Origin of the sequence: Mycobacterium sp. 1245852.3 (genome assembly GCF_001669335.1) — a bacterium.
Taxonomy (GTDB): domain Bacteria; phylum Actinomycetota; class Actinomycetes; order Mycobacteriales; family Mycobacteriaceae; genus Mycobacterium; species Mycobacterium europaeum_A.
The window spans coordinates 1-23,166 of the sequence record NZ_LZLL01000099.1; the positions used below are offsets into that span (position 1 = coordinate 1).

At 68.3% G+C, this 23,166-nt stretch carries 25 protein-coding genes and 1 pseudogene; 20 read left to right on the forward strand and 6 right to left on the reverse strand.

The genetic code is table 11. From position 1 onward, the window contains the following. From A9W96_RS04250 to A9W96_RS04275, 6 genes are all read left to right on the forward strand, one after another. The coding region (locus tag A9W96_RS04250; protein WP_156765108.1) for an ATP-binding protein at positions 1-776 on the forward strand (776 nt) is incomplete at its 5' end. Continuing rightward, a complete protein-coding gene (locus A9W96_RS04255) occupies positions 776-1,096 on the forward strand; it encodes an STAS domain-containing protein (RefSeq protein WP_066869526.1) in 321 nt (106 codons plus the stop codon). The genes A9W96_RS04250 and A9W96_RS04255, both read left to right, overlap by 1 nt. A gap of 94 nt (positions 1,097-1,190) precedes the next feature. Continuing rightward, complete coding sequence (locus A9W96_RS04260) at positions 1,191-1,691, forward strand: DUF3060 domain-containing protein (protein WP_082972034.1); 501 nt, start codon at positions 1,191-1,193, stop codon at positions 1,689-1,691. A gap of 82 nt (positions 1,692-1,773) precedes the next feature. Next, positions 1,774-2,205: a nitroreductase family deazaflavin-dependent oxidoreductase gene (locus A9W96_RS04265; protein WP_067138072.1), complete on the forward strand. Its 432-nt coding sequence runs from the start codon at positions 1,774-1,776 to the stop codon at positions 2,203-2,205. A gap of 549 nt (positions 2,206-2,754) precedes the next feature. Beyond that, positions 2,755-3,687, forward strand: a complete 933-nt coding sequence (locus A9W96_RS04270; RefSeq protein WP_067138074.1) for a class I SAM-dependent methyltransferase — start codon at positions 2,755-2,757, stop codon at positions 3,685-3,687. Beyond that, positions 3,684-4,319 (forward strand): class I SAM-dependent methyltransferase, encoded by a 636-nt coding sequence (locus A9W96_RS04275; RefSeq protein WP_067138076.1) that lies wholly within the window; start codon positions 3,684-3,686, stop codon positions 4,317-4,319. The genes A9W96_RS04270 and A9W96_RS04275 overlap by 4 nt, the downstream gene beginning before the upstream one ends. 97 nt (positions 4,320-4,416) lie before the next feature. Here A9W96_RS04275 and A9W96_RS33205 read toward each other — a convergent pair whose 3' ends face one another. Continuing rightward, on the reverse strand, positions 4,417-4,650 hold the full coding sequence (locus A9W96_RS33205) for a hypothetical protein (protein WP_082972036.1): 234 nt from the start codon (positions 4,648-4,650) through the stop codon (positions 4,417-4,419). Positions 4,651-4,771: 121 nt separating this feature from the next. Further along, positions 4,772-5,065: pseudogene (locus A9W96_RS04280) on the reverse strand (CBS domain-containing protein); the annotation flags it as partial. Here A9W96_RS04280 and A9W96_RS04285 point away from each other — a divergent pair. Next, positions 4,950-5,597, forward strand: a complete 648-nt coding sequence (locus tag A9W96_RS04285) for an RDD family protein (RefSeq protein ID WP_369830813.1) — start codon at positions 4,950-4,952, stop codon at positions 5,595-5,597. The pseudogene A9W96_RS04280 and the gene A9W96_RS04285 overlap by 116 nt on opposite strands. Before the next feature lie 11 nt (positions 5,598-5,608). Further along, the gene (locus A9W96_RS04290) at positions 5,609-6,769 is read left to right on the forward strand and encodes a cystathionine gamma-synthase (protein ID WP_067138078.1); all 1,161 of its coding nucleotides are present in this window, start codon (positions 5,609-5,611) and stop codon (positions 6,767-6,769) included. 85 nt (positions 6,770-6,854) lie between these two features. Here A9W96_RS04290 and greA read toward each other — a convergent pair whose 3' ends face one another. Both greA and A9W96_RS04300 read right to left on the reverse strand, forming a co-directional pair. Then, positions 6,855-7,349, reverse strand: a complete 495-nt coding sequence (gene greA / locus A9W96_RS04295) for a transcription elongation factor GreA (protein WP_066862299.1) — start codon at positions 7,347-7,349, stop codon at positions 6,855-6,857. Between the two features lie 220 nt (positions 7,350-7,569). Next, on the reverse strand, positions 7,570-8,004 hold the full coding sequence (locus A9W96_RS04300; protein ID WP_066862296.1) for a DUF4307 domain-containing protein: 435 nt from the start codon (positions 8,002-8,004) through the stop codon (positions 7,570-7,572). Positions 8,005-8,118: 114 nt separating this feature from the next. Between A9W96_RS04300 and mca the strand changes: the two genes are divergently transcribed. From mca to A9W96_RS04320, 4 genes are all read left to right on the forward strand, one after another. Continuing rightward, positions 8,119-8,991, forward strand: a complete 873-nt coding sequence (gene mca / locus A9W96_RS04305; protein WP_066862293.1) for a mycothiol conjugate amidase Mca — start codon at positions 8,119-8,121, stop codon at positions 8,989-8,991. Then, positions 8,988-9,299, forward strand: a complete 312-nt coding sequence (locus A9W96_RS04310; RefSeq protein WP_067138080.1) for a hypothetical protein — start codon at positions 8,988-8,990, stop codon at positions 9,297-9,299. The genes mca and A9W96_RS04310 overlap by 4 nt, the downstream gene beginning before the upstream one ends. Next, a complete protein-coding gene (locus A9W96_RS04315) occupies positions 9,286-11,301 on the forward strand; it encodes a thioredoxin domain-containing protein (RefSeq protein WP_067138082.1) in 2,016 nt (671 codons plus the stop codon). The genes A9W96_RS04310 and A9W96_RS04315 overlap by 14 nt, the downstream gene beginning before the upstream one ends. 402 nt (positions 11,302-11,703) lie before the next feature. After that, the gene (locus tag A9W96_RS04320) at positions 11,704-12,087 is read left to right on the forward strand and encodes a nuclear transport factor 2 family protein (RefSeq protein ID WP_067024680.1); all 384 of its coding nucleotides are present in this window, start codon (positions 11,704-11,706) and stop codon (positions 12,085-12,087) included. Between the two features lie 18 nt (positions 12,088-12,105). On the opposite strand, the gene A9W96_RS04325 is transcribed toward A9W96_RS04320, so the two are convergent. Next, positions 12,106-12,879 carry a hemolysin III family protein gene (locus tag A9W96_RS04325; protein ID WP_066876963.1) on the reverse strand — a complete coding sequence of 258 codons (774 nt, stop codon included), beginning with the start codon at positions 12,877-12,879 and terminating at the stop codon, positions 12,106-12,108. A gap of 182 nt (positions 12,880-13,061) precedes the next feature. Between A9W96_RS04325 and A9W96_RS04330 the strand changes: the two genes are divergently transcribed. The 3 genes from A9W96_RS04330 to A9W96_RS04340 all read left to right on the forward strand — a co-directional run bounded on the left by A9W96_RS04330 (position 13,062) and on the right by A9W96_RS04340 (position 15,936). Then, the gene (locus A9W96_RS04330; protein WP_007776629.1) at positions 13,062-13,850 is read left to right on the forward strand and encodes a (2Z,6E)-farnesyl diphosphate synthase; all 789 of its coding nucleotides are present in this window, start codon (positions 13,062-13,064) and stop codon (positions 13,848-13,850) included. 47 nt (positions 13,851-13,897) lie between these two features. Next, positions 13,898-15,268, forward strand: a complete 1,371-nt coding sequence (locus A9W96_RS04335; RefSeq protein WP_066876961.1) for a hypothetical protein — start codon at positions 13,898-13,900, stop codon at positions 15,266-15,268. A 245-nt stretch (positions 15,269-15,513) separates the two neighbouring features. Further along, complete coding sequence (locus A9W96_RS04340) at positions 15,514-15,936, forward strand: hypothetical protein (RefSeq protein WP_066876959.1); 423 nt, start codon at positions 15,514-15,516, stop codon at positions 15,934-15,936. Positions 15,937-15,957: 21 nt separating this feature from the next. On the opposite strand, the gene coaA is transcribed toward A9W96_RS04340, so the two are convergent. Next, positions 15,958-16,896: a type I pantothenate kinase gene (coaA, locus tag A9W96_RS04345; RefSeq protein WP_067138084.1), complete on the reverse strand. Its 939-nt coding sequence runs from the start codon at positions 16,894-16,896 to the stop codon at positions 15,958-15,960. Positions 16,897-17,012: 116 nt separating this feature from the next. Between coaA and A9W96_RS04350 the strand changes: the two genes are divergently transcribed. The 5 genes from A9W96_RS04350 to A9W96_RS04370 all read left to right on the forward strand — a co-directional run. Continuing rightward, positions 17,013-18,482, forward strand: a complete 1,470-nt coding sequence (locus A9W96_RS04350; RefSeq protein ID WP_066869151.1) for a glycine hydroxymethyltransferase — start codon at positions 17,013-17,015, stop codon at positions 18,480-18,482. Positions 18,483-18,604: 122 nt separating this feature from the next. Beyond that, positions 18,605-19,432 (forward strand): acyl-ACP desaturase, encoded by an 828-nt coding sequence (locus A9W96_RS04355; protein WP_066869172.1) that lies wholly within the window; start codon positions 18,605-18,607, stop codon positions 19,430-19,432. A 252-nt stretch (positions 19,433-19,684) separates the two neighbouring features. Further along, positions 19,685-20,986: a PhoH family protein gene (locus tag A9W96_RS04360; RefSeq protein ID WP_066881567.1), complete on the forward strand. Its 1,302-nt coding sequence runs from the start codon at positions 19,685-19,687 to the stop codon at positions 20,984-20,986. Between the two features lie 55 nt (positions 20,987-21,041). Beyond that, positions 21,042-21,917 carry a polysaccharide deacetylase family protein gene (locus tag A9W96_RS04365; protein ID WP_066869145.1) on the forward strand — a complete coding sequence of 292 codons (876 nt, stop codon included), beginning with the start codon at positions 21,042-21,044 and terminating at the stop codon, positions 21,915-21,917. 135 nt (positions 21,918-22,052) lie between these two features. After that, positions 22,053-23,166: adenylate/guanylate cyclase domain-containing protein (locus A9W96_RS04370; RefSeq protein ID WP_067138085.1), on the forward strand; the 1,114-nt coding region annotated here is incomplete at its 3' end.

Consider the following 23,166-nt stretch of genomic DNA (forward strand, 5'->3'; position numbering starts at 1 on the left):
CGCAATGCACCACCGCGGTCTGCGCGGTGCTCACTCCCGAGACCGGTGAACTGGTTTACTCGAGCGCCGGCCACCCGCCGCCCATCCTGGTGCACAGCGACGGCACCACCCAGATGCTCGACGGCGGCCACACCATCGCCCTTGGGATACGGGGTGACTGGCCCCGCCCGGAAGCCCGTGTGACCATCCCGGCACGTTCGACGCTGATGCTCTACACCGACGGCCTGGTCGAGCGCCGCCGTGTCCCGCTCGACCACGGCATCTCCCGGGTGGCCGGCGCCGCACAGGACGCCCGCGCGTTGACGCTGGACGAACTGGCCAACCAGGTCATGTCCGGTGTCGCGCCGACCGGCGGATACCAGGACGACGTCGTCCTGTTGCTCTATCGCCACCCGGCCCCGCTGGAGCTGAATTTTCCCGCCGACGTCAGTCAACTCGCGCCCACCCGCACCGCCTTGCGTCACTGGCTGGCCAAGGCGCGATTGGACCCGGATCAGACGATGAACGTGCTCGTGGCCGCCGGGGAAGCCGTGGCCAACGCCATCGAGCATGGTCACCGACATAGACCGCAAGGCGTAATTCGCCTCGGTGCGATCGCAACCGGCGACGCGGTCCGATTGACAATCACCGACACTGGCTCGTGGAAGGCTCCACAGCCCGCGTCCCACTCTCATCGCGGTCGGGGTATTCCCCTCATGCGAAGCCTCATGCACGATGTCGATATCCGTCCCGACGACGACGGCACCACAGTCCACCTATCCGCAAGGATCACCTGATGACCACCCCGCTCACGCTCGACACCGCGCGCGGCAGCGACGGGAAATTCGTGCTGGTCGTCGAGGGGGAAATCGACCTGAGCAATATCGATGCGTTCAACCAGGCGTTGGCCGGCGCCGCCAACCAGGCCACTGGCAGCGAGGAAGCTTTACTCGTCGACATCAGCGCTGTCGAGTACCTCGACAGCGCCGCGATCAGCGCACTCGCCTCCCAAGCCGACCGCATCGAGCTGCTGGCCAACCCGATCCTGATGTCCGTGCTGCGAATCAGCGGCCTGAGCGAACTGACCAAGGTCGAACCCGCGCCGCCGAGGCAGTGACGCCGCGGCGGTCCCGCGTTCACACCGCGCGCACTCGCGGCGGCCGCGCTAGCGTAAACGCCTCTCAGTATTTAGTTCGAAGGATTGAATCCGTATGCCCGCGATAATGATCCGGTTCCCCCTCACCATGACGGCGGTGATCTTCGTGGTGGCGGCCGGCGCGGCCGTGGGCGACCATCCGCCCGCAGGGGCGGGTACACCGAACGTGGTGCTGACGGGAGGTGCCGCGGCCTCGTCGCAGGGTGTGATCGCCTCGCCGGCCGGACGCTGGCCTGCGCCCCTCGACGTTGCGCCGGCGAAAATCGACAAGAGCGTCTCGACCGTCACCTATGACTGCGGGTATCAATCTCCCATCAACGTCGTGAGCATCGACTCCAACGTCACCTTGAACGGGTCGTGCGGTGAGGTCGACGTCAGCGGCTCGGCGAACACGGTGAATCTGCAATCGGTGGCGGTCATCAAAGCCACCGGCTCGGGCAATCACATCACTTGGCAGCAGGGGCCCGGCGGCGCGGTGCCGCAAATCAGCAACCCTGGCGCCAGCAACAGCATCGTCGGTCCCGCCGGCATACAGCCGCCATTTCCCGGAAGTTGATCGGCAAAGTCAATCCCGTTGTCGCACAGCGTAACTGTCACGGATGCTGGCCGGCGGACGCGCGGCATGCCACGATGGCCTAATGGGTGACGACGCGCTGAGCGCGGAACGCGAATTCAACGAGCAGAATATCGACGAGTTCCGCCGCAATGGCGGCAAAGTGGGCGGGCAATTCGAGGGTTTCCCGCTGCTGCTGCTGACGTCGACCGGAGCGCGAAGCGGCGCCCAGCGCGTCAACCCGGTCGCCTACTTCGATATCGACGGCAAAATTTATGTCGTCGGTTCCGCGGCGGGCCGGGACAACAATCCCGCATGGGTGCACAACATTCGCGCCAACCCCCGCGTGACTGTCGAGATCGGTTCGGAGGCCGCGAAACCCGCGACCGCGCGTGAATTACCGCGCGACGAAAGGGATTCGGTCTATTCGGTGGTGGTCGAACGTGCGCCCGGGTTCGGGGAATACCAGCAAAGCACCGATCGACTGATCCCGGTGTTCGAATTGATAACCGACTGAAGGCGCGCGGGGCAACGGTATTCGGGCTCGTCAAATCCGGCCCGTTAATTCCGGTGCTTGCCGCACAATGATGGGCGCGGGTCAGGCCGGAAGCGACCGGTCATCACGCCCGCCTTGCCCGAACGACGAAGTGAGGTCGGCGATGAGACATTACCTGCGACGCTGCGTGATCGGTGCGGCCGCGCTGGTGTTGGTCGGGTTGCCGGTGACGGCGATCGCAACGCCGGCGACGAGCCGCGCCGACGGTGAATGCGCCCCGGGTTGGGGCTGGAGCGCGGAGTTGAACGAATGTGTGTTCCTCCTCCCGGCCGCAAACGGACCGGGCGGGCCTGGAGGGCCGGGCGGCCCTGGAGGGCCCGGCGGGCCCGGAGGACCGGGCGGACCCGGTGGACCGGGACGCCCCGGGCCACACTAGAAAGCCGGCTAGCTGCGGCGACGCGACGCTCGATCTGGCGAAACAGCCGGGCGGTGGGGCCGCGGGAACTTTACGCACCCACCGTTCGTTATACCGGCTAAGTAACCTGTGATTCCGAGGGGGACAGTAGCCGCATGCCACGCACAGACAACGACACCTGGGATTTGGCGACCAGTGTGGGCGCCACCGCCACGATGGTCGCAGCCGCGCGAGCGATCGCGACCAAAGCCGACAACCCGTTGATCGAGGACCGCTTCGCCGAACCGCTGGTTCGTGCCGTCGGGGTGGACTTCTTCACGCGCTGGGTCTCCGGCGACCTGGTAGCCGCAGACGTCGACGACCACGAATCCGGCTGGAAGCTCGAACACATGCCCGCCGCGATGGCCGCCCGAACCCGATTCTTCGACTCCTTCTTCCGCGCCGCGACGCAGGCCGGGATCCGGCAGGCCGTGATCTTGGCGTCGGGCCTCGACGCACGCGCTTACCGGTTGGCCTGGCCGGCCGATATGACCGTGTTCGAGATCGACCAGCCGCAGGTGATCGAATTCAAGACCGCGACGCTGGCCAAGCTGGATGCCGCCCCGACGGCGCAGTTGCGTACCGTCGCCGTCGACCTGCGCAACGACTGGCCGAAGGCATTGGTAGACGCCGGATTTGACCAGAGCCGGCCCACCGCGTGGATCGCGGAGGGGCTCCTCGGGTACCTGCCGCCCGAGGCCCAAGACCGCCTGCTGGACAACATCACCGCACTCAGCGCGCACGGCAGCCGGCTGGCGTGCGAAGCTATTCCGGACATGTCGGAAGTGGACACCGAGAAGGCCCAGCAGATGATGCAGAAGGCCGCCGCGAAATGGCGCGAGCACGGCTTCGAGCTGGATTTCGGCGAGCTCGGTTATCAGGGCGAGCGCAACGACGTCGCCGTCTATCTGGACAACCTGGGATGGCGGTCGGAGGGCGTGCGGATGACCCAGCTGCTGGCCGACTCCGGACTGGACGCGATTCCGCAAACCAATGATTCCGTCTCGGTGGCCGACACCATCTATTACAGCTCGGAGCTATGTCAATGACCGCACCGCAGCGACGAGGGCTCAACGACGCCGTCACGCGGATATGGAGCTTCCTTGCTCCGGTCTACGATCTGCCGTTCCTACAGCAGTGGGTGTACCGGCCTCCGCACAACGAGGTGATCGCCCAGCTGCGCACTCACGGCGCGCGCAAGATCGCTGACATCGCTTGCGGCACAGGGATTTTGAGTGATCGGATCGAGCGCGAACTGCAGCCCGACGAGATCTACGGCGTCGACATGTCCGACGGGATGCTCAGCCAGGCTCGCGCCAGGTCGGACCGGGTGCAATGGCTGCGCGCGCCGGCCGAGAAGCTCCCGTTTGACGACGGCGCTCTGGATGCCGTGGTGACAACCTCGGCCTTCCATTTCTTCGATCAGCCGGCGGCATTGCGGGAATTTCACCGCGTGCTGGCGCCGGGTGGCCTGGTTGCCGTCTCGGCGCTCAGTACGCGGCAACCGCGGCTGCAGTCCTCCGCGAACTCCCGGTGGAAACCGCAACACAACGCTTCGGCACCCGAGATGCGGACATTATTCGAAAACGCCGGGTTCTCGATCAGCGATCAGCACCGGATCCCGCGACCGGTGTGGACGGCGCTGGTGCCTGACCTGTTGACTGTCGGGATCAAAAGCTGAAGCCAGCGCCGAGCGTGAAAACCGTTCGGCGCCAACGTAAACAAGCGACGACGCCCGCTTCGCCGATCGGCGAAGCGGGCGTCTTGTCAACTATCGATCACAGCGGAATCCACACTCCAAAGAGCCAGAAGCCCCACTGGTTGAAACCGGGATCCCAAATGGGAGTTTCCTGGTAGCCCCAGTAATTGATCGGGCCGTAGTCCCAGTGCCCACCGGGCGGAGGGGGCGTAGGCGGAATCTCCTGCCCACCCGATGGCGGTTGCTGCCCACCCGCAGACCCGGGCGACGAGGGAGGCGGCGGGTAAGCGCCGCCGGGCGGTTGATCTGTCATGGGCAACCTTCCACTCCGGGTCAGCTGGGCCCCTGGCTGGGACAGCGGAAACAGTACCCGAGCGGCTCGCGGCCGGGCGAGACGCGCGGCGCGCGCCGACGGCCACGCGCGGCATCGAAGGCTAGCGGCGCCCGGACAGCCCCCGCGGCCCGTCGGAGAGGAAACCCAGCAAGTCATACCGGGTGATCACCCCGACCGGTTTGCCCTCCTCGACCACCATCAACGCGTCCCAATCGCGCAGCGCCTTGCCGGCCGCGCTGACCAGTTCGCCGGCGCCGATCATCGGCAACGGGGGGCTCATGTGCAGCGACACCGCGTCGGCCAGTTTCGCCCGCCCCTCGAAGACCGCGGACAGCAGTTCGCGTTCGGAGACGCTGCCGGCCACCTCGCCCGCCATCACCGGCGGCTCGGCGCCCCCACCACCCGGACCGGCGATCCGCACGCTGCCGACGGAGCAGTACACGCCGTGGCTGACCCGCGCGCTGGCCTTCATCATCGACATCCTCCCGTACGTCGTCGTGCACGGCATCGGCACCGCGATCCTGGTCGCCACCCAGCAGACCGCCTGCATCACCGACGTCACTCAGTACTCGGTCAACCAGTACTGCGCCACCCAGAACTCGACCGTCGGCATGGTGGCGCAGTGGCTGGCGTCGATCATCGGGCTGTTCTATTTGATCTGGAACTACGGCTACCGGCAGGGTGCCACGGGCTCGAGCGTCGGCAAGTCGGTGCTGAAGTTCAAGGTGGTCAGCGAAGTCACCGGTCAGCCGCTGGGCTTCGGGATGTCGGTGGTGCGCGCGCTGGCGCACTTCGTCGACGCGATCATCTGCTTCATCGGTTTCCTTTTCCCGCTGTGGGATTCGAAGCGCCAGACGCTGGCGGACAAGATCATGACGACGGTGTGCCTGCCGATCGACGGCGCCGAGAGGCCGGCCGTCACCTAGGCTGAGCGTCGATGAGCGACGACGCACCCCACGAGTTCACCGGACTGGCCACCAAAGCGATCCACGCCGGCTATCGGCCGGACCCGGCGACCGGCGCGGTGAACGCCCCGATCTACGCCAGCAGCACCTTCGCCCAGGACGGCGTCGGCGCCCTGCGCGGCGGGTTCGAATACGCGCGCACCGGCAACCCGACCCGGACCGCGCTGGAAGCCGCGCTGGCCGCCGTCGAAGAGGGCGCCTACGGGCGGGCCTTCGGGTCCGGCATGGCCGCCACGGACTGCGCCCTGCGCGCGGTGCTGCGGCCCGGCGACCACGTCGTCATCCCGAACGACGCGTACGGCGGCACCTTCCGGCTGATCGACAAGGTCTTCACCCAGTGGAACGTCGAGTACACCCCGGTCGCCCTGCATGAGCTGGACGCCGTCGCCGCCGCGATCACGCCGCGAACCCGACTGATCTGGGCGGAAACGCCGACCAATCCGCTGCTTTCGATCGCCGACATCGCCGCCCTGGTCGAGCTGGGCCGGCAGAGTTCGGCAAAGGTGTTGGTGGACAACACGTTTGCCTCGCCCGCGCTGCAGCAGCCGTTGACGCTGGGTGCCGACATCGTGCTGCACTCGACCACCAAATACATCGGTGGACACTCCGACGTGGTGGGCGGCGCGCTGGTCACCAACGACAAGGAGCTGGACGAGGCGTTCGCGTTCCTGCAGAACGGGGCGGGCGCGGTGCCCGGCCCGTTCGACGCCTACCTGACCATGCGCGGCCTGAAGACCCTGGTGCTGCGCATGCAGCGGCACAGCGAAAACGCTTCGGCCGTTGCCGATTTCCTCGCCGGGCAGCCCGCGGTGAGCACGGTGCTCTATCCCGGCCTGCCCTCACACCCCGGCCACCAGGTTGCCGCGCGGCAGATGCGCGGCTTCGGCGGCATGGTTTCGGTCCGCATGCGCGGCGGCCGCGCCGCCGCCCGCGACCTGTGCGCGAAGACCCGGGTGTTCATCCTGGCGGAGTCCCTGGGCGGGGTGGAGTCGCTGATCGAGCACCCCAGCGCCATGACGCATGCGTCGACGGCCGGGTCGCAATTGGAAGTCCCCGACGATCTGGTGCGCCTGTCGGTCGGCATCGAAGACATCGCCGACCTGCTGGCCGATCTGGAGCAGGCCCTGCACTAGCGGCGATCGCGAGCGCGAATGCCCTGTTAGCCGGGCGCACGTGCGATCGCGCCCGGCTGGCCGGGCGCTCGCCTGACGCGGCTGGCTAGGAGTGGTAAGGCTCCGCGCTGACCAGCGTGACCTCGACGGTGTTGCCGTTGGGCACCACGTAGCTGCGGGTCTCGCCCTCCTTGGCGTCGATCAGGGCGCCGCCCAGCGGTGAGTTGGGCGAGTAGACCTCGAGCTTGCCGTCGTTGACGCCCTCCTGGCGGGTGGCGATCAGGAAGGTCTCGGTGTCGGACTTGTCGCCGTTGTAGTAGACCTTGACCACCGAACCGGGCAGCGCGACGCCGGACTGCTTGGGCGCCTCGCCGACCTTGGCGTTGTTGAGCAGGTCCTGCAGCTGGCGGATGCGGGCCTCCTGCTGGCCCTGCTCCTCGCGGGCGGCGTGGTAGCCGCCGTTCTCGCGCAGGTCGCCCTCCTCGCGGCGGTCGTTGATCTCCGCGGCGATGATCGGACGATTCGCGATCAACTGGTCGAGCTCGGCCTTGAGCCGGTCGTGTGACTCCTGGGTCAGCCAGGTCACGGAAGTGTCCGTCATCTCGTCGTGCTCCTCGTATGTTGTTCCGCGAGTCCGCGTTGAGTCCTGTTAGCTCCGCCGCCCGGTGTGCGCGGGTGCCTCCCCGTGTGCTGCCGCTCCGTTTTGCTCACGTCCGCTAATGCAGCAACACGGTCCCAACCGGAACCGTGCATTCATCCATGTTACCACCGCGCAAACAGTTGATGACCCCATATTCGCAGTTCGCTGTGGATCTGCGAGGTCACGCCGGGCGCAGGTAGGCGGGCACATCGGTGCCGCAGCCATAGATGTCGGCGACCACCGGCGGCTCGAAGGATTTCACCGTCGTGGTCACCTGCACGGTGGCGGCATCCGACGGCGGGACCAGCAGTTCCCGGCGGCCCGTCTCGCTGCCGTCCTTCGACCGGACCCGCACGATGCAGTCCACCGGCCGGGACGGGTCCGATCGCGTCACGCTGATCGTTATCGACGCGGTCTGGTCGTCGATCACCCGATAGCCGGCCGTCGTCCCCTTGACGTCGCTGGTGCCGAACCGGTGATAACCGATGACGGCAATGACGAGTCCGGCCACCACGACCAGCGCGCCCAGCGTGACGATCACCCACCGCCGGGGGACGCGCGACAGCCGGGAGCGCCCATAGCGGGCCTCCGGACGCGGAATCGGGGCTTCGGTCATGGCTGATTTCGCCTGGTGGTGGGCTGCCCGGCACCGGCCGACAGCATGCAACGAACTAGGAACTGGAATTATAGGGTCAGACCGGGCGACCACCAGAAGTGACAAAGGGAGCACGTGAGCGAATTGCGGTTGATGGCGGTGCACGCCCACCCCGACGACGAGTCCAGCAAGGGCGCGGCCACGCTGGCCCGCTACGCCGACGAAGGCCATCGCGTCCTGGTGGTGACGTTGACCGGCGGTGAGCGCGGCGACATTCTCAACCCGGCGATGGACCTGCCGGAGGTGCACGGACACATCGCCGAGATCCGCCGTGACGAGATGGCCAAGGCCGCCGAGATCCTCGGCGTCGAGCACACCTGGCTGGGTTTCGTCGACTCGGGATTGCCCCAGGGCGACCCGCCGCCGCCGCTGCCCGAGGGCTGTTTCGCGCTGGTGCCGCTCGAGGAGTCGATCGGGGCGCTGGTCCGCGTGGTCCGCGAGTTCCGTCCGCACGTGATGACCACCTACGACGAGACCGGCGGCTACCCCCACCCCGATCACATTCGCTGCCACCAGGTTTCGGTGGGCGCGTACGAGGCGGCCGGCGACTACCGGCGCTTCCCCGACGCCGGCGAACCGTGGTCGGTGTCCAAGCTCTACTACAACCACGGGTTCCTGCGGGCCCGGATGCAGCTGCTGCACGACGAAGCCGTCAAGCACGGCCAGGAACCGCCGTTCAAGAAGTGGCTCGAGCACTGGGACGCCGCGCACGATCCGTTCGAGTCCCGGGTGACCACGCGGGTCGAATGCTCGGCGTACTTCAGCCAGCGCGACGACGCGCTGCGGGCGCACACCACCCAGATCGACCCCGACCACGACTTCTTCGCCGCTCCGATCGCCTGGCAGCAACGGCTTTGGCCCACCGAGGAATTCGAGTTGGCCCGCTCGCGGGTCCCGGTGTCGCTGCCCGAGGACGACTTGTTCGCCGGGATCGAGAGCGACGCGTGAACCACCTCTTTCTCGTCGTGACCGCCGCCGGCTGGCAGGCGGACGGGCCCCCACGCCACACCGGTCCCGACTTCGGCAAGGCCAGCCCGGTCGGGCTGCTCGTCGTCGTATTGCTGGTGATCGCCACGCTGTTTCTCATCCGGTCGATGAACCGGCAGCTGAAGAAGGTGCCGGAATCGTTCGATCCCAAGCACCCGGAACCTGACCAGGCCGCCGACGAGGGCACCGACACGGTCGGCCCTTCCACCACCCCGGACGACGGGGGCGGCCCGCCGCGCGCCGCGGGACCCGGCGATGAGCCCGGCTGACCCGGCAGCGACGAATACCCTTGGGCTGGCGACCAGTCCATACCTGCGCCAGCACGCCGACAACCCCGTGCACTGGCAGCAATGGACCCCCGAGGCGCTGGCCGCCGCCGCCGAGCGCGACGTGCCGATCCTGCTCTCGGTGGGCTATGCCGCCTGCCATTGGTGCCACGTCATGGCCCACGAATCGTTCGAAGACGACGACGTGGCCGCCGCGATGAACGCCGGGTTCGTCTGCATCAAGGTCGACCGTGAGGAACGCCCGGACATCGACGCGGTGTACATGAACGCCACCGTCGCGCTCAACGGGCACGGCGGTTGGCCGATGACGTGCTTCCTGACGCCGGATGGCCGACCCTTCTTCTGTGGCACCTATTACCCGAAAGAGGGTTTCCTGCAACTTCTTTCGGCCGTCTCGACCACTTGGCGGGAGCGCCGTGGCGAGGTCGAGGAGGCCTCCGACCGCATCGCCGGCGAGTTGCGCCGGCTCTCGTCCGGTCTGCCGGGCGGTGGTCCTTCCATAGCGCCGCAGCTGTGCGACCACGCCGTCGCCACGGTGCTCGAGGACCGCGACGCGGTGCACGGCGGGTTCGGCGGGGCGCCCAAGTTCCCGCCGTCGGCGTTGCTCGAGGCGCTGCTGCGCCACTTCGAGCGCACCGGCTCACCGGAGGCGCTTACGGCGGTGACCCACACCGGCAACGCGATGGCCCGCGGCGGCATCTACGACCAGCTCGGCGGCGGCTTCGCTCGCTACAGCGTCGACAACGCCTGGGTGGTACCGCATTTCGAGAAGATGCTGTACGACAACGCGCTGCTGCTGCGCGCCTACGCGCACTGGGCCCGGCGCACCGGGGACCCGCTGGCGCGCCGGGTCACCGCGGCGACCGCCCGGTTCCTGCTCGTCGAGCTGGCCGACGGTGGGATGTTCACCTCGTCGCTGGACGCCGACGCCGACGGCCGCGAGGGTTCGACCTATGTGTGGACACCGGCGCAACTCAACGAGGTGCTCGGGCCTGACGACGGCCCTTGGGCGGCAAGGGTTTTCGCGGTCACCGAGAGCGGAACGTTCGAGCACGGCACCTCGGTGCTGCAGGCCCCCGCCGATCCCGAGGACTCGCAACGGCTGGAGCGCGTGCGTGCCGCGCTGCTGACGGCCCGCCGCGCCCGGGTCCAGCCCGGGCGTGACGACAAAGTCGTCACCTCCTGGAACGGCCTGGCGATCACCGCGTTGGCCGAGGCCAGCGTGGCGCTCGACGAACCCGAATTGGCGCAGGCGGCAATGCGTTGCGCGCGAACGCTGTTGGATTTGCACGTCGTCGACGGCCGGTTGCGACGCGCCAGCCTGGGCGGGGTGGTCGGCGACAGCGCCGCCATCCTCGAGGATCACGCGATGCTGGCCACCGGCCTGCTCGCGCTGTACCAGCTCACCGCCGGGGACACCTGGCTGACCGCGGCCGCCGAGCTGCTCGACACCGCGCTGGCCCATTTCGCCGACCCGCAGCGGCCCGGTCGCTGGTTCGACACCGCCGACGATGCCGAGCAGTTGGTGCTGCGGCCGGCCGACCCGCTGGACGGGGCGACCCCGTCGGGGGCGTCGTCGATCACCGAGGCGCTACTGACCGCGGCGCACCTAGTGGACGGCGACCGCACCGAGCGCTACCTGCGGGCGGTCACCGCCTCGCTCGGCGCGCACTCGGTGCTGCTGGAGCGCGCGCCGCGGTCGGCCGGACACTGGCTGGCCGTCGCGGAAGCCGCGGTGCGCGGGCCGCTGCAGATCGCGGTTGCCTGCGATCCGTCGGCGTCGGCTCTGTTGGCCGAGGCCCGTCGGCTGGCGCCCGGCGGGGCGATCGTGCTGGGCGGGCCGGTGGATTCGTCGCCGCTGCTGGCCGGGCGGCCCCGAGTCGCAGACGCCGACGCCGCGTATGTGTGCCGCGGCCAGGTGTGCGACCTGCCGGTCACCACCGCGCCCGAACTGGCGGCCGCCCTGGGTGTCCCCGATCACTGAGCCGATGGTGGTGACCCGTCCCCCGCAAGCGGGCGGGGTCCCCGCGGAGCTGGGGAGTGCCCCCGGCGCCCGGCGCCCGGCTGCGCCGTGCTGGCGATCACCACTGAGTCGATGGTGGTGACCCGCGGCGCCCGGCTGCGCCGTGCTGGCGATCACCACTGAGTCGATGGTGGTGACCCGCGGCGCCCGGCTGCGCCGTGCTGGCGATCACCACTGAGTCGATGGTGGTGACCCGCGGCGCCCGGCTGCGCCGTGCTGGCGATCACCACTGAGTCGATGGTGGTGACCCGCGGCGCCCGGCTGCGCCGTGCTGGCGATCACCACTGAGTCGATGGTGGTGACCCGCGGCGCCCGGCTGCGCCGTGCTGGCGATCACCACTAGCGCGGGTTACCCTGCCTCCCATGCCGACTGCCGCCAGGACCGAAGCGATCCGGAACACGGTCAACCGTTACATCGAACTGGTCGCCAAGGGCAGCGCCGACGATCTGGTCGAGCTGTACGCCGACGACGCCACCGTCGAGGACCCGGTCGGCGGCGAGGTGCACATCGGGCGCCAGGCGATCCACGGCTTCTACTCCGCGGTCAACGACCTGCAGCGCGAATGCGAACTGGTGACGCTGCGCGTCGCCGGCAACGAGGCGGCCTTCCAATTCCGGCTGACCGTGACCGCGGGCGAGCACCGGATGGTGATCGAGCCGATCGACGTCATGGTCTTCGACGGCAGCGGCAAGATCGCCTCGATGAAGGCTTACTGGTCGCCGGAGGACGACGTCTCCCAGGGCTAGCGGGGCAGCGATGCCGGCTCAGCCGCCCGCCAGCCAGGCGTGGTCGCCGGTGTAGAAGACCGCGAACCACATGGCGATGTAGTGCAGAATCGCCGCGATCGCGGTGAAGGCGTGGAAGAACTCGTGATAGCCGAACGTTTGCGGCCACGGGTCCGGCCAGCGCAGGCCGTAGAAGATGCCGCCGACGCTGTAGAACACCCCGCCCACCGCCAACAGCACCATCGCGGCCACGCCGGCCTGGTGCAGGATCGTGGGAGCGAACCAGACGGCCACCCACCCGAGCAGCAGATACAGCGGCACACCGACCCAGCGCGGCGCCGTCGGCCAGCACATCTTCAACGCGATCCCGGCAGCCGCGCCGCCCCACACGATGCACTGCACCAGCACCCCGGTGTTTTGGGGCATGACAAGCCGCGCGAACGGCGTGTAGCTGCCGGCGATGAACACGAAGATCATCGAATGGTCGAGCCGCTTCATCCGGCTGCGTGCGACGGCGGACTTCCACTGCACCCGGTGATAGGTGGCGCTGACCGCGAACATCGCCACCGTCGCCGCGGCGTAGACCAGCGTCGAGTGGCCGGCGCGCGGCGAGGCGACGGCCCACGACACCGACACCAGCGTGGCGCCGGTGATGATGGCCAGCCACGCCGAGACGAAGTGGATCCAACCGCGCATCCGGGGCTTGCCGAGGAACTGGGCGGCACCCTCGACTAACTGTTCGACGGTGTTGCCCGGAACGATCGACTCGCCTTCGGGCTCCGGGTTGGGGACGGTGCTGGTCTGACTGCTCATGGCTCCTGTGTCTTGTCTTCGCATCTGTTTTGTTCTTCGCAACGCGGGATTCCGAAGTCGCCAGGGGCTGTTCAAGAACCAGAGTAGTCAGGGATCGTTACAGCATCGTCTCGGCTGCTCAGGTGACCGGGCCGAAACGAGAACCGGTGAATAGATCACCGCTGGCAGTAGGGTGAATGGTCGTGGAAATCATTCCGCCGCGCCTCAAAGAGCCGCTGTACCGCGTCTACGAGCTGCGGCTGAGGCAGGGCCTGGCCGCCTCGAAGTCCCAGCTCCCGCGCCACATCGCCGTGCTGTGCGACGGCAACCGCCGGTGGGCCCGCGACGCGGGATACGAGGACGTCAGCTACGGCTACCGGATGGGCGCCTCCAAGATCGCCGAGATGCTGCGCTGGTGTCAGGAGGCCGGCGTCGAAATGACCACCGTCTACCTGCTGTCCACCGAGAACCTGCAGCGCGATCCCGACGAGCTGGCCGGGCTGATCGAGATCATCACCGACGTCGTCGAGGAGATCTGCGCGCCGGCCAACCGCTGGAGCGTGCGCACGGTCGGGGACCTGGAACTGCTCGGCGACGAGCCGGCCCGCCGATTGCGCGACGCCGTCGAGTCCACGCCCAGCGTCGCGCCCTTTCACGTCAACGTCGCCGTCGGCTACGGCGGCCGGCAGGAAATCGTCGGCGCGGTGCGCGCGCTGCTGAACAAGGAGCTTGCCAACGGCGCCACCGCCGAGGAACTTGTCGACGCGGTGACCGTCGACGCCATCTCCGAGAACCTCTACACCTCCGGACAGCCCGATCCCGACCTGGTGATCCGCACCTCGGGCGAGCAACGCCTGTCGGGATTTCTGCTGTGGCAGAGCGCTTATTCGGAGATGTGGTTCTGCGAAACGCACTGGCCGGCGTTCCGCCGCGTCGATTTCTTGCGCGCGCTGCGCGACTACAGCCGGCGGGATCGCCGGCACGGCAAGTAACCGCGAAGCTCTGAAGGGCCCGCCCGGCTGCGTGCCACACTTAGGACATGGCTGCGCTGTCGGCGGTGGTGTTCACGCTGAGCGCCTGGCTGGGCCTGTATCTGCTGTCCCGTGATCCGCGCAAGCCCGTCCTGGTACTGGCGGCGATCGGACTGTGCGGGTTCGCGCTCGTGGTGGGCCTGGATGCTGTTCGGACCGCCAGCCCCGCCCATGCCCAGCTGCTCAGCCGGGTCGAGATCTACCTGGCGGCCGTCCCCGGTGTCGCGTGGTTCGCGGTGCTCGTCGAGCTGTCCCGGCCCAGCGACGGCTGGCGCTCGCGCACCCGCGAGGTGTTGCTGGTGGTCGGCGTCGCCGCGCTGACCCTGTTCGGGGCGGTGCTGGCCGGCAGCGTCGACGGGCCACTGCGCCCGGGTCACTGGGTGATGTTCGCGGTGATCTCGGTGTCGACCCTGGGCGCCGGGGCGGTCGCGTTGCGCCGCCCGCGCCGGCCGAGGCTCTCCGTGGGACTGGCCGTCACCGCGACCCTGTTTTTCGCGCTGGCCAACGCGATCCTGATCATTCCGCTGGGACTGGTGCCCAGCTGGGTCGCGCTGGCCTCGACGAGCTGCGACGTCCTCGGGCTCGGGGTCGCCGTGGCGCTGTGGGACGCGTTCGACGAGGGCCACGCGCTGCGCCCCGACATGCTCCGGTCGTTCGCCGGTTCGGTCGCGGTGGCGGTGCTGTTCGGCGGCCAGGCGCTGATCGGGTTGGCGGTGACCCGCGACGACCCCGCCGCGCGCACCGCGCTGACGGTGCTGCTGTTCACCAGCCTGGCGATCGCGATCACCGTGCAGGTGCTCGCCGATCCGCTGGCCGGGGTGCTCGACCGGCTGGCGTTCTCGAAATCGCCTGCGCTGCGGGCGGATCGGGCCGCACTGCGGCACACCGGGGCGGCGCTGCCGCTGCGCCAGGAGCACCCGCTCGCCGGCGTCGACGACGTCACTTTCGTGCGGCTCACCCGCCGGGCGCTGGGCCACTACGGCGACCTGAGCAAGCTGGTCGCCAGCCCGCTGACGGCGTTGCCGGTGATCGATGAGCGGCTGGCCGCCCGCGGCGCACCCGACCAGCCGATCGAGCGGGCCAACGAACTCAAGGCGGTGCTGGCCGAGGGCATCTCGCGGCTCAAGCCGCGCGACGGCGGCGACTTCGGCACCACCGAAGAGTGGCGGTACTACAACTCCCTGTATTTCCCCTACGTCGTCGGGGTGCGCGCCTATGCGCAGAACGCCACCGCCTCGGGTCTGGATCCGATCGCGCGGCAGGCCTGGCACTGGTTCGTCACCGAGGTGCCCCAGCGCTCGCTGCACAACTGGCAGAACGCCGCGGCCCGGCTGATCGCCGCCGATCTTCGGGGACGGATCCCGGTTCCCAGCGACTAGGCCCACGTGGGGCGCGACCACCGGATGGCACAGCGCCGTGGACCCGCGCTCCTGTGACCCGTGGGGCCACTGGGCCCGCCAGACTGGCGCGTGTCAAATATTTACCCGCCGACGGGAATAGCCGGGTGAACCACCTCGTCTTTGTATCCGTGGCATGAGTTGGCAGTGCCACGAGTCGATATGGCAGTGCACTGGCGGCACCCTCAAAGCTGTTCGACCCACCCGCCACCGCGAGGAGTAAGCACATGAGCTCTGTTACCGGCGTATCCAGCATCCCGACCAGGCCCCTCTACGACGCGACCGACTCGCTGTTGCGGTTCGCGGTGCGCGCCGACGCGACCCTGACAGGGTTGTTCGGTCTGACCATCGCGTTCCTCGCCGACCCGCTTTCGTCGCTGACGGGCCTGACGTCCTTCCAGGAGTACGGCGTGGGCGTCTTGTTCGTGCTGGCCGGACTGCTGGTGTTCAGCCTCGGGGCGCTGCCGGACCTGCGCCGCGTCGGCGTCAGCGTGTTGGTGGTCAACGTCGCATTCACGCTGGCTTCGATCGTGGCCGCGGAAGCGCTGCCGCTGACCGCTACCGGCGTCGCGCTGACACTGGCCACCGGCGCCTACACGGCGGCGTTCGCCGGGCTGCAGTACCTGGGATTGCGTCGCCTCGCGGCGTGACCGGCCGCGCCGGCCGCGCCGTCAGAGCTTGCGCAGCCGCAGCCGGTTGATGGAGTGGTCGGCGTCCTTGCGCAGCACCAGGGTGGCGCGCGGCCGGGTCGGCAGGATGTTCTCGACGAGGTTGGGGCGGTTGATGGATCGCCAGATCTCGCGGGCCGCGGCCACCGCCTTGGTGTCGTTGAGCGCCGAGTAGTGGTGGAAGTGCGATTCGGGATCGGCGAACGCGGTGCTGCGCATGGCCAGGAACCGCGAGACGTACCACTGCTCGATGTCTTCGATCCGGGCGTCGACGTACACGCCGAAGTCGAACAGGTCCGACACCATCAGCGTCGGACCGGTTTGCAGCACGTTGAGACCCTCGAGGATCAGGATGTCCGGGTGGCGGACCACGTGCTTGGCCCCCGGGATGATGTCGTATTTCAGGTGCGAATACACCGGCGCGCAGGCGTAATCCGAACCGGATTTGACCGAGGTCACGAACCGCATCAGCGCCCGCCGGTTGTAGCTTTCCGGAAATCCCTTGCGGTGCATCAGGTTTCGCCGCTCCAGCTCGGCATTCGGGTATAGGAAGCCGTCGGTGGTGACCAGGTCCACCCGCGGGTGGTGGTCCCAGCGCGCCAACAGCGCCTGCAGCACACGGGCGGTCGTGGACTTGCCGACCGCCACGCTGCCGGCCACCCCGATGATGAACGGCACCGGCCGGTCGGGGTTTTGCTGCGGTTCGCCGAGGAATTCGGCGGTGGCGGCGAACAATCGCTGCCGCGCCGCGACCTGCAGGTGAATGAGCCGGGCCAGCGGCAGGTAGACCTCTTCGACTTCGAGCAAGTCGATCTGCTCACCCAGACCGCGCAGACCGACCAACTCCTCCTCGGTGAGGGCCAGCGGCGTCGACATACGAAGCGCACGCCATTGCTTTCGGTCGAACTCCACATAAGGGCTCGGCTCGCTAAGCCGCGGCATAGTGCAAGTGTTACAGCAGCGCCGAAAAGCCCGACGGCTGGGCTGGCGAAAACTCGACGCCGGATAGCGCCGAGCGCCCTCCCTGTGGGGTTAATCGGCCGACTAGTCTCGTTCTCATGTCAGCCGACTTGACCCGCACCGCCACCTCGACCACGTCACCGGGCGCCGAATACGCCGACACCGCGAGCGCTGCCTACCGCGCCGCATTGCAGGTGGTCGAGTCCGTCGAACCGCGCATCGCCGCGGCGACGCGCAAAGAGCTCGACGACCAACGTGCTTCGCTCAAGCTGATCGCCAGCGAGAACTACGCATCGCCCGCGGTGTTGCTGACCATGGGCACCTGGCTGTCGGACAAGTACGCCGAGGGCACCATCGGACACCGCTTCTACGCGGGCTGTCAGAACGTCGACACCGTGGAAAGCGTCGCCGCCGAGCACGCTCGTGAGCTGTTCGGGTCGCCGCACGCCTACGTGCAGCCGCACTCGGGCATCGACGCCAACCTCGTTGCGTACTGGGCGATCTTGGCCACCCGGATCGAGGCGCCGGGCCTGGCCGATGCCGGCGTCAAGCACGTCAACGACTTGTCCGAGGCGGAATGGGAGAAGCTGCGCAACAAGTTGGGCAACCAGCGCCTGTTGGGCATGTCGCTGGATGCCGGCGGCCACCTCACCCACGGCTTCCGGCCCAACATCTCCGGCAAGATGTTCCACCAGCGCAGCTACGGCACCGACCCCGACACCGGGTTCGTCGACTACGGCGCCGTTGCGGCCGCCGCGCGCGAGTTCAAGCCGCTGATCATCGTGGCCGGCTACTCCGCTTACCCGCGCCGCATCAACTTCGCGACGATGCGTGAGATCGCCGACGAGGTCGGCGCCACCCTGATGGTGGACATGGCGCATTTCGCCGGCCTGGTGGCGGGCAAGGTGTTCACCGGCGACGAGGATCCGGTGCCGCACGCCCATGTCACGACCACGACGACGCACAAGTCGCTGCGCGGTCCCCGCGGCGGCCTCATCCTGTGCCAACCCGAGTACGCCGACGCTGTCGACAAGGGCTGCCCGATGGTGCTCGGCGGGCCACTGTCGCACGTGATGGCGGCCAAGGCCGTCGCGCTCGCCGAGGCGCGGCAGCCGGCGTTCCAGGCCTATGCCCAGCGGATCGCAGACAACGCCCAGGCTCTGGCCGACGGCTTCCTCAAGCGCGATGCCCACTTGGTCACCGGGGGCACCGACAACCACCTCGTGCTGCTCGATGTCACATCGTTCGGCCTTACGGGACGTCAAGCCGAGTCGGCCTTGTTGGACGCCGGCGTCGTCACCAACCGCAACGCCATCCCCACCGACCCCAACGGCGCCTGGTACACCAGTGGCATCCGGCTCGGCAGCCCGGCGCTGACCACCCGCGGCTTCGGTCCGGCCGACTTCGACCGGGTGGCCGAACTGATCGTCGATGTTCTGGCCAACACGAAGCCGGAAGGTACCTCCAAGGCCAAGTACTCGCTGGCCGATGGCACCGCCGAACGGGTCAGCGCGGCCGCGGCCGAACTGTTGGACGCCAACCCGCTCTACCCGGGCCTCGCGCTCTAGGCTTCGCCGTAGGAGGGGCTCTACAGTGCCCGGCGGGACGGGCCTGAGGACCTAAGTCACCAGTTGGCGCGCCACGACCCGGCCGATTTCATGAACCTGTGTACGCGGGTTACAGTTATCTCATGGCCGAAAGACCTGTCGCTAACGCGCTGACCCTGGAACTCGAGCCGGTCGTCGAAGCGAACATCGACCGCCACCTGTCCACCGAAGAACTCTGGTTCGCGCACGACTACGTGCCGTTCGAACGGGGCGAGAACTTCGCCTTCCTCGGTGGGCGCGACTGGGACCCGTCGTCGATGACGTTGCCGCGGCCGTTGACCGACGCCTGCGAGATCATGTTGCTGCTCAAGGACAACCTGGCCGCGCACCACCGCGAGCTGGTCGAGCACTTCATCCTCGAGGACTACTGGGGCCGCTGGCTGGGCCGGTGGACCGCCGAGGAGCACCTGCACGCCATCGCGTTGCGCGAGTACCTGGTGGTGACCCGCGAGGTCGACCCGACCGCCAACGAAGAGGCCCGCGTCCAGTACGTCATGAAGGGCTATCGCGCCGACACGTACTCGCAGGTGGAGATCCTGGTGCACATGGCGTTCGTCGAACGCACCCACGCCGTGTTCTGCGAGAACCTGGCCGCGCAACTCGAGGAGCCCATCCTGGCCGGCCTGGTCGACCGGATCGCCCGCGACGAGCGCCGGCACGAACTGTTCTTCTCCAACCTCGTCGCGCACTGCCTCGAGTACACCCGCGACGAGACCATCGCGGCGATCGCCGCCCGCGCGGCCGACCTTCAGGTGCCCGGCGCCGACATCGACGCATATGCGGACAAGGTGCGAAACGTCGACGAGGCAGGCATTTTCGGTCCGGAGCAGCTGCGCCAGGCGATCTCCGACCGCATCGCCGCATGGGGAGTCGCGGACGAGCCCCAGCTGCGGCAATTCGTCGTCGGCTAGGCCGGCCCGCACCCACCTCACCACATCGACCACCCACTGGGAGTGGTCGCGCTCCGCAACGTCGGCGCGCCTGCACAGCGGGCGGACGACCACGGGAGTAGCGTCGATCTCGATGGTCAGCGTCAAGCTCTGCTGCCAGGGCGGCACCTCCCGTCACCACAACGGAAGGACCGGCCCCGGTCCTGGTGCTGCGGTTCCCGTCGACATGCCTGTGCGGGTCCGCGCGGGCTCATCCCGCTCGAGGAGCGCTACGTGACCGAAATCCGGACCTACGTGATCGACACTTCCGTGCTGCTGTCCGACCCCTGGGCGTGCAGCCGGTTCGCCGAACACGAGGTGGTTGTTCCGCTGGTGGTGATCAGCGAGCTGGAGGCGAAACGCCACCATCACGAGCTGGGCTGGTTCGCGCGCCAGGCGTTGCGGCTGTTCGACGATCTCCGGCTGGAACACGGTCGCCTAGATCAGCCCATTCCCATTGGGACACAAGGCGGTACGCTGCACGTCGAGCTCAACCACACCGACCCGACGGTGCTGCCCAGCGGCTTCCGCAATGACAGCAACGATTCCCGGATCCTCAGCTGCGCCGCGAACCTGGCCGCCGAGGGCAAGCGAGTCACGTTGGTCAGCAAGGACATTCCGCTTCGGGTCAAGGCCGCCGCGGTGGGCCTGGCCGCCGACGAGTACCACGCCCAAGACGTGGTGGCCTCCGGCTGGTCGGGCATGCGCGAGATCGAGACGGCCACCGAGGACATCGACGCGCTGTTCACCGACGGCGAGATCGATCTGGCCGAAGCGCGAGACTTGCCCTGCCACACCGGCGTTCGGCTGCTCGGCGGCAGCTCGCATGCACTGGGCCGGGTCAACGCCGACAAACGCGTCCAGCTGGTTCGCGGCGACCGGGAGGTGTTCGGGCTGCGCGGGCGCTCGGCCGAACAGCGCGTGGCGCTCGACCTGCTGCTCGACGAGTCGGTGGGCATCGTGTCGCTGGGCGGCAAGGCCGGCACCGGCAAGTCGGCGCTCGCGCTGTGCGCCGGTCTGGAGGCGGTGCTCGAGCGCCGGACCCAGCGCAAGGTGGTGGTGTTCCGGCCGCTGTACGCCGTCGGGGGTCAGGAGCTGGGCTATCTGCCGGGCAGCGAGAGCGAGAAGATGGGCCCGTGGGCGCAGGCCGTCTTCGACACCCTCGAGGGGCTGGCCAGCCCGGCCGTGCTCGAGGAGGTGCTGTCGCGCGGCATGCTCGAGGTGCTGCCGCTGACCCACATCCGCGGCCGCTCGCTGCATGACTCCTTCGTCATCGTCGACGAGGCCCAATCGCTGGAGCGCAACGTCCTGCTGACGGTGCTGTCGCGGCTGGGCACCGGATCGCGGGTGGTGCTCACCCACGACATCGCCCAGCGCGACAACCTGCGGGTGGGCCGCCATGACGGGGTCGCCGCGGTGATCGAGAAGCTCAAGGGCCATCCGCTGTTCGCCCACATCACGTTGTTGCGCAGTGAGCGATCGCCGATCGCCGCCCTGGTCACCGAGATGCTCGAGGAGATCGCGGGCCCGCAGTGAGCGCCTGACCAGCGCGCTCGATCCGGGGCAGGCCCGCCTTCGATAAACTTCCACGGTGGCGAAACGACCCGACACCCTCACCTGGCGCTACTGGCGCACGGTGGTCGGCGTGGCGGCCGCGGTCGCGGTGCTGGTGATCGGGGGGCTCACGGGTCACGTGACCCGCGCCGACGACCTCAGCTGCTCGGTCGTCAAATGCGTCGCCCTGACCTTCGACGACGGGCCGGGGCCGTTCGACGAGCGGCTGCTGCAGATCCTCAAGGACAACGACGCCAAGGCGACGTTCTTTCTGATCGGCAACAAGGTGGCCGCCAACCCGGCCGGCGCCAAGCGCATCGCCGACGCCGGGATGGAGATCGGCAGCCACACCTGGGAACACCCCAACATGACCACGATCCCGCGCGAGGACATCGCCGCCCAGTTCACCAAGGCCAACGACGCGATCACCGCCGCGACCGGGCGCACCCCAAACCTGTATCGCCCCGCGGGCGGGCTGTCCGACCCCGTGGTGCGTCAGACGGCCGGCCAATACGGGCTGGCCGAAATCCTTTGGGATGTCATCCCTTTCGACTGGGCGAACGACTCGAACACGGCCGCGACCCGCTACATGCTGATGACCTACATCAAGCCGGGCTCGGTGGTGTTGCTGCACAGCACCTATTCCAGCACCGTCGATCTGGTGTATCAGTTCATCCCGGTGCTCAGGGCCAACGGGTACCGAATGGTGACGGTCAGCGACCTGCTGGGACCGCGAGCGCCCGGCAGCAGTTATGGCAGCCGTGAAAACGGTCCACCGGTCAACGGTCTGCACGACATCCCGCCCGCCGACATCCCCACGCTGCCCAACACGCCCTCGCCCAAACCGATGCCCAACTTCCCGATCACCGACATCCCTGGGCAGAACTCCGGCGGGCCGAACAACGGTGCCTAGCACACATTTCGGGTCGCCCGCGACTACGTTTGTAGGGTGATCACCGTGGGCTGGCTTCGGGATCGGCTTTCGCGACGATGGCGCGGTACGGCGCAGCGGCCGGCCGCCGTAGGGCGAAAGTCCTTTAGGCGATGGCTGTTTCAGTACGGGTTCGATCTCAGCCTGTCCTACGCGTTGGCCGTCGTCGAAGCGGCCGCCATCCTGATTCCGTTGCGGGGCCACACTTCCGTGGGCGCCAACGCGGACTTCGCGCGGCAGAACACTGCGCCGGTGATCCTGCTCATCGTGCTGGGCATCGTCAGTGTCGCGGTGGCCGGCGCCGTGAGCCTGGCTCCCACCGTGCGCTGGTTTGTCGCGGGCGCCGAACCCACCCCGCAACAACGCGAAGCCGTGATGAAGCTGGCCGGCCGTCAGTCGGCGATCCTGGTGACGTCCTGGGCGTTGACCGGCGGCATCTTCATCCTGCTGAATCTCGGTGGCGGGCCGCGGCTTCTGCTGCCCATCGGCCTTGGCGTGCTGCTCGGCGGGTCGGCGGCCGCCGGCACCGGGATGCTGCTCGCGCAGCGCACCCTGCGGCCCATCATGCGCGCCGCCACGCTTGGCGCCGAGCCGCGGCTGGCGGTGCCGAGCGTGTACGCCCGGCTGGTTCTGCTGTGGTTCCTGTGCAGCGCGTTCCCCATCGCGGTTATCGCGACGCTGGTCGTCTTGCGGTCGTACGGATGGCTGATCGAGAAGTCCGCGTCGTTGGACGTGCCGATTCTGGTGGTGTCGTTGGCGGCGCTGGTGCTGGGGCTGCCGACGATGATCTTGACCTCGCGGTCCATCTCGGATCCGGTCGGCGAGGTCGTCGACGCGATGGCCGAGGTCGAGCACGGCCGCATGGAAACCTACGTCGGCGCCTACGAACGTTCCCAAATCGGCCGTCTGCAAACCGGATTCAACCGGATGGTGGCCGGTCTCGCCGAGCGGGACCGGCTGCGTGACCTGTTCGGACGCCATGTCGGGGCCGACGTCGCGCAGCGCGCCCTCAACGAGGGGGCTTCCCTGTCGGGCGACGTGGTCGAAGCGGCGGTGCTCTTCATCGACCTGGTCGGTTCCACCCAGCTCGCCGAAAGCCGCCCCCCGCAGGAGGTCGCCGAGGTGCTCAACGACTTCTTCCGGATCGTGGTGCACGCCGTCGACGAACACCACGGTCTGGTCAACAAGTTCGCCGGCGACGCCGTGCTGGCCGTCTTCGGCGTGCCGTGGG

Excerpts from the sequence above, each read along its gene's own strand:
- A9W96_RS04255 (WP_066869526.1), top strand. The coding sequence starts at position 776 with ATGACCACCCCGCTCACGCTCGACACCGCGCGCGGCAGCGACGGGAAA.
- A9W96_RS04260 (WP_082972034.1), top strand. The coding sequence starts at position 1,191 with ATGCCCGCGATAATGATCCGGTTCCCCCTCACCATGACGGCGGTGATC.
- A9W96_RS04265 (WP_067138072.1), top strand. The coding sequence starts at position 1,774 with ATGGGTGACGACGCGCTGAGCGCGGAACGCGAATTCAACGAGCAGAAT.
- A9W96_RS04270 (WP_067138074.1), top strand. The coding sequence starts at position 2,755 with ATGCCACGCACAGACAACGACACCTGGGATTTGGCGACCAGTGTGGGC.
- A9W96_RS04275 (WP_067138076.1), top strand. The coding sequence starts at position 3,684 with ATGACCGCACCGCAGCGACGAGGGCTCAACGACGCCGTCACGCGGATA.
- A9W96_RS33205 (WP_082972036.1), bottom strand. The coding sequence starts at position 4,650 with ATGACAGATCAACCGCCCGGCGGCGCTTACCCGCCGCCTCCCTCGTCG.
- A9W96_RS04285 (WP_369830813.1), top strand. The coding sequence starts at position 4,950 with ATGTGCAGCGACACCGCGTCGGCCAGTTTCGCCCGCCCCTCGAAGACC.
- A9W96_RS04290 (WP_067138078.1), top strand. The coding sequence starts at position 5,609 with ATGAGCGACGACGCACCCCACGAGTTCACCGGACTGGCCACCAAAGCG.
- greA (WP_066862299.1), bottom strand. The coding sequence starts at position 7,349 with ATGACGGACACTTCCGTGACCTGGCTGACCCAGGAGTCACACGACCGG.
- A9W96_RS04300 (WP_066862296.1), bottom strand. The coding sequence starts at position 8,004 with ATGACCGAAGCCCCGATTCCGCGTCCGGAGGCCCGCTATGGGCGCTCC.
- A9W96_RS04315 (WP_067138082.1), top strand. The coding sequence starts at position 9,286 with ATGAGCCCGGCTGACCCGGCAGCGACGAATACCCTTGGGCTGGCGACC.
- A9W96_RS04320 (WP_067024680.1), top strand. The coding sequence starts at position 11,704 with ATGCCGACTGCCGCCAGGACCGAAGCGATCCGGAACACGGTCAACCGT.
- A9W96_RS04325 (WP_066876963.1), bottom strand. The coding sequence starts at position 12,879 with ATGAGCAGTCAGACCAGCACCGTCCCCAACCCGGAGCCCGAAGGCGAG.
- A9W96_RS04335 (WP_066876961.1), top strand. The coding sequence starts at position 13,898 with ATGGCTGCGCTGTCGGCGGTGGTGTTCACGCTGAGCGCCTGGCTGGGC.
- A9W96_RS04340 (WP_066876959.1), top strand. The coding sequence starts at position 15,514 with ATGAGCTCTGTTACCGGCGTATCCAGCATCCCGACCAGGCCCCTCTAC.
- coaA (WP_067138084.1), bottom strand. The coding sequence starts at position 16,896 with ATGCCGCGGCTTAGCGAGCCGAGCCCTTATGTGGAGTTCGACCGAAAG.
- A9W96_RS04350 (WP_066869151.1), top strand. The coding sequence starts at position 17,013 with ATGTCAGCCGACTTGACCCGCACCGCCACCTCGACCACGTCACCGGGC.
- A9W96_RS04355 (WP_066869172.1), top strand. The coding sequence starts at position 18,605 with ATGGCCGAAAGACCTGTCGCTAACGCGCTGACCCTGGAACTCGAGCCG.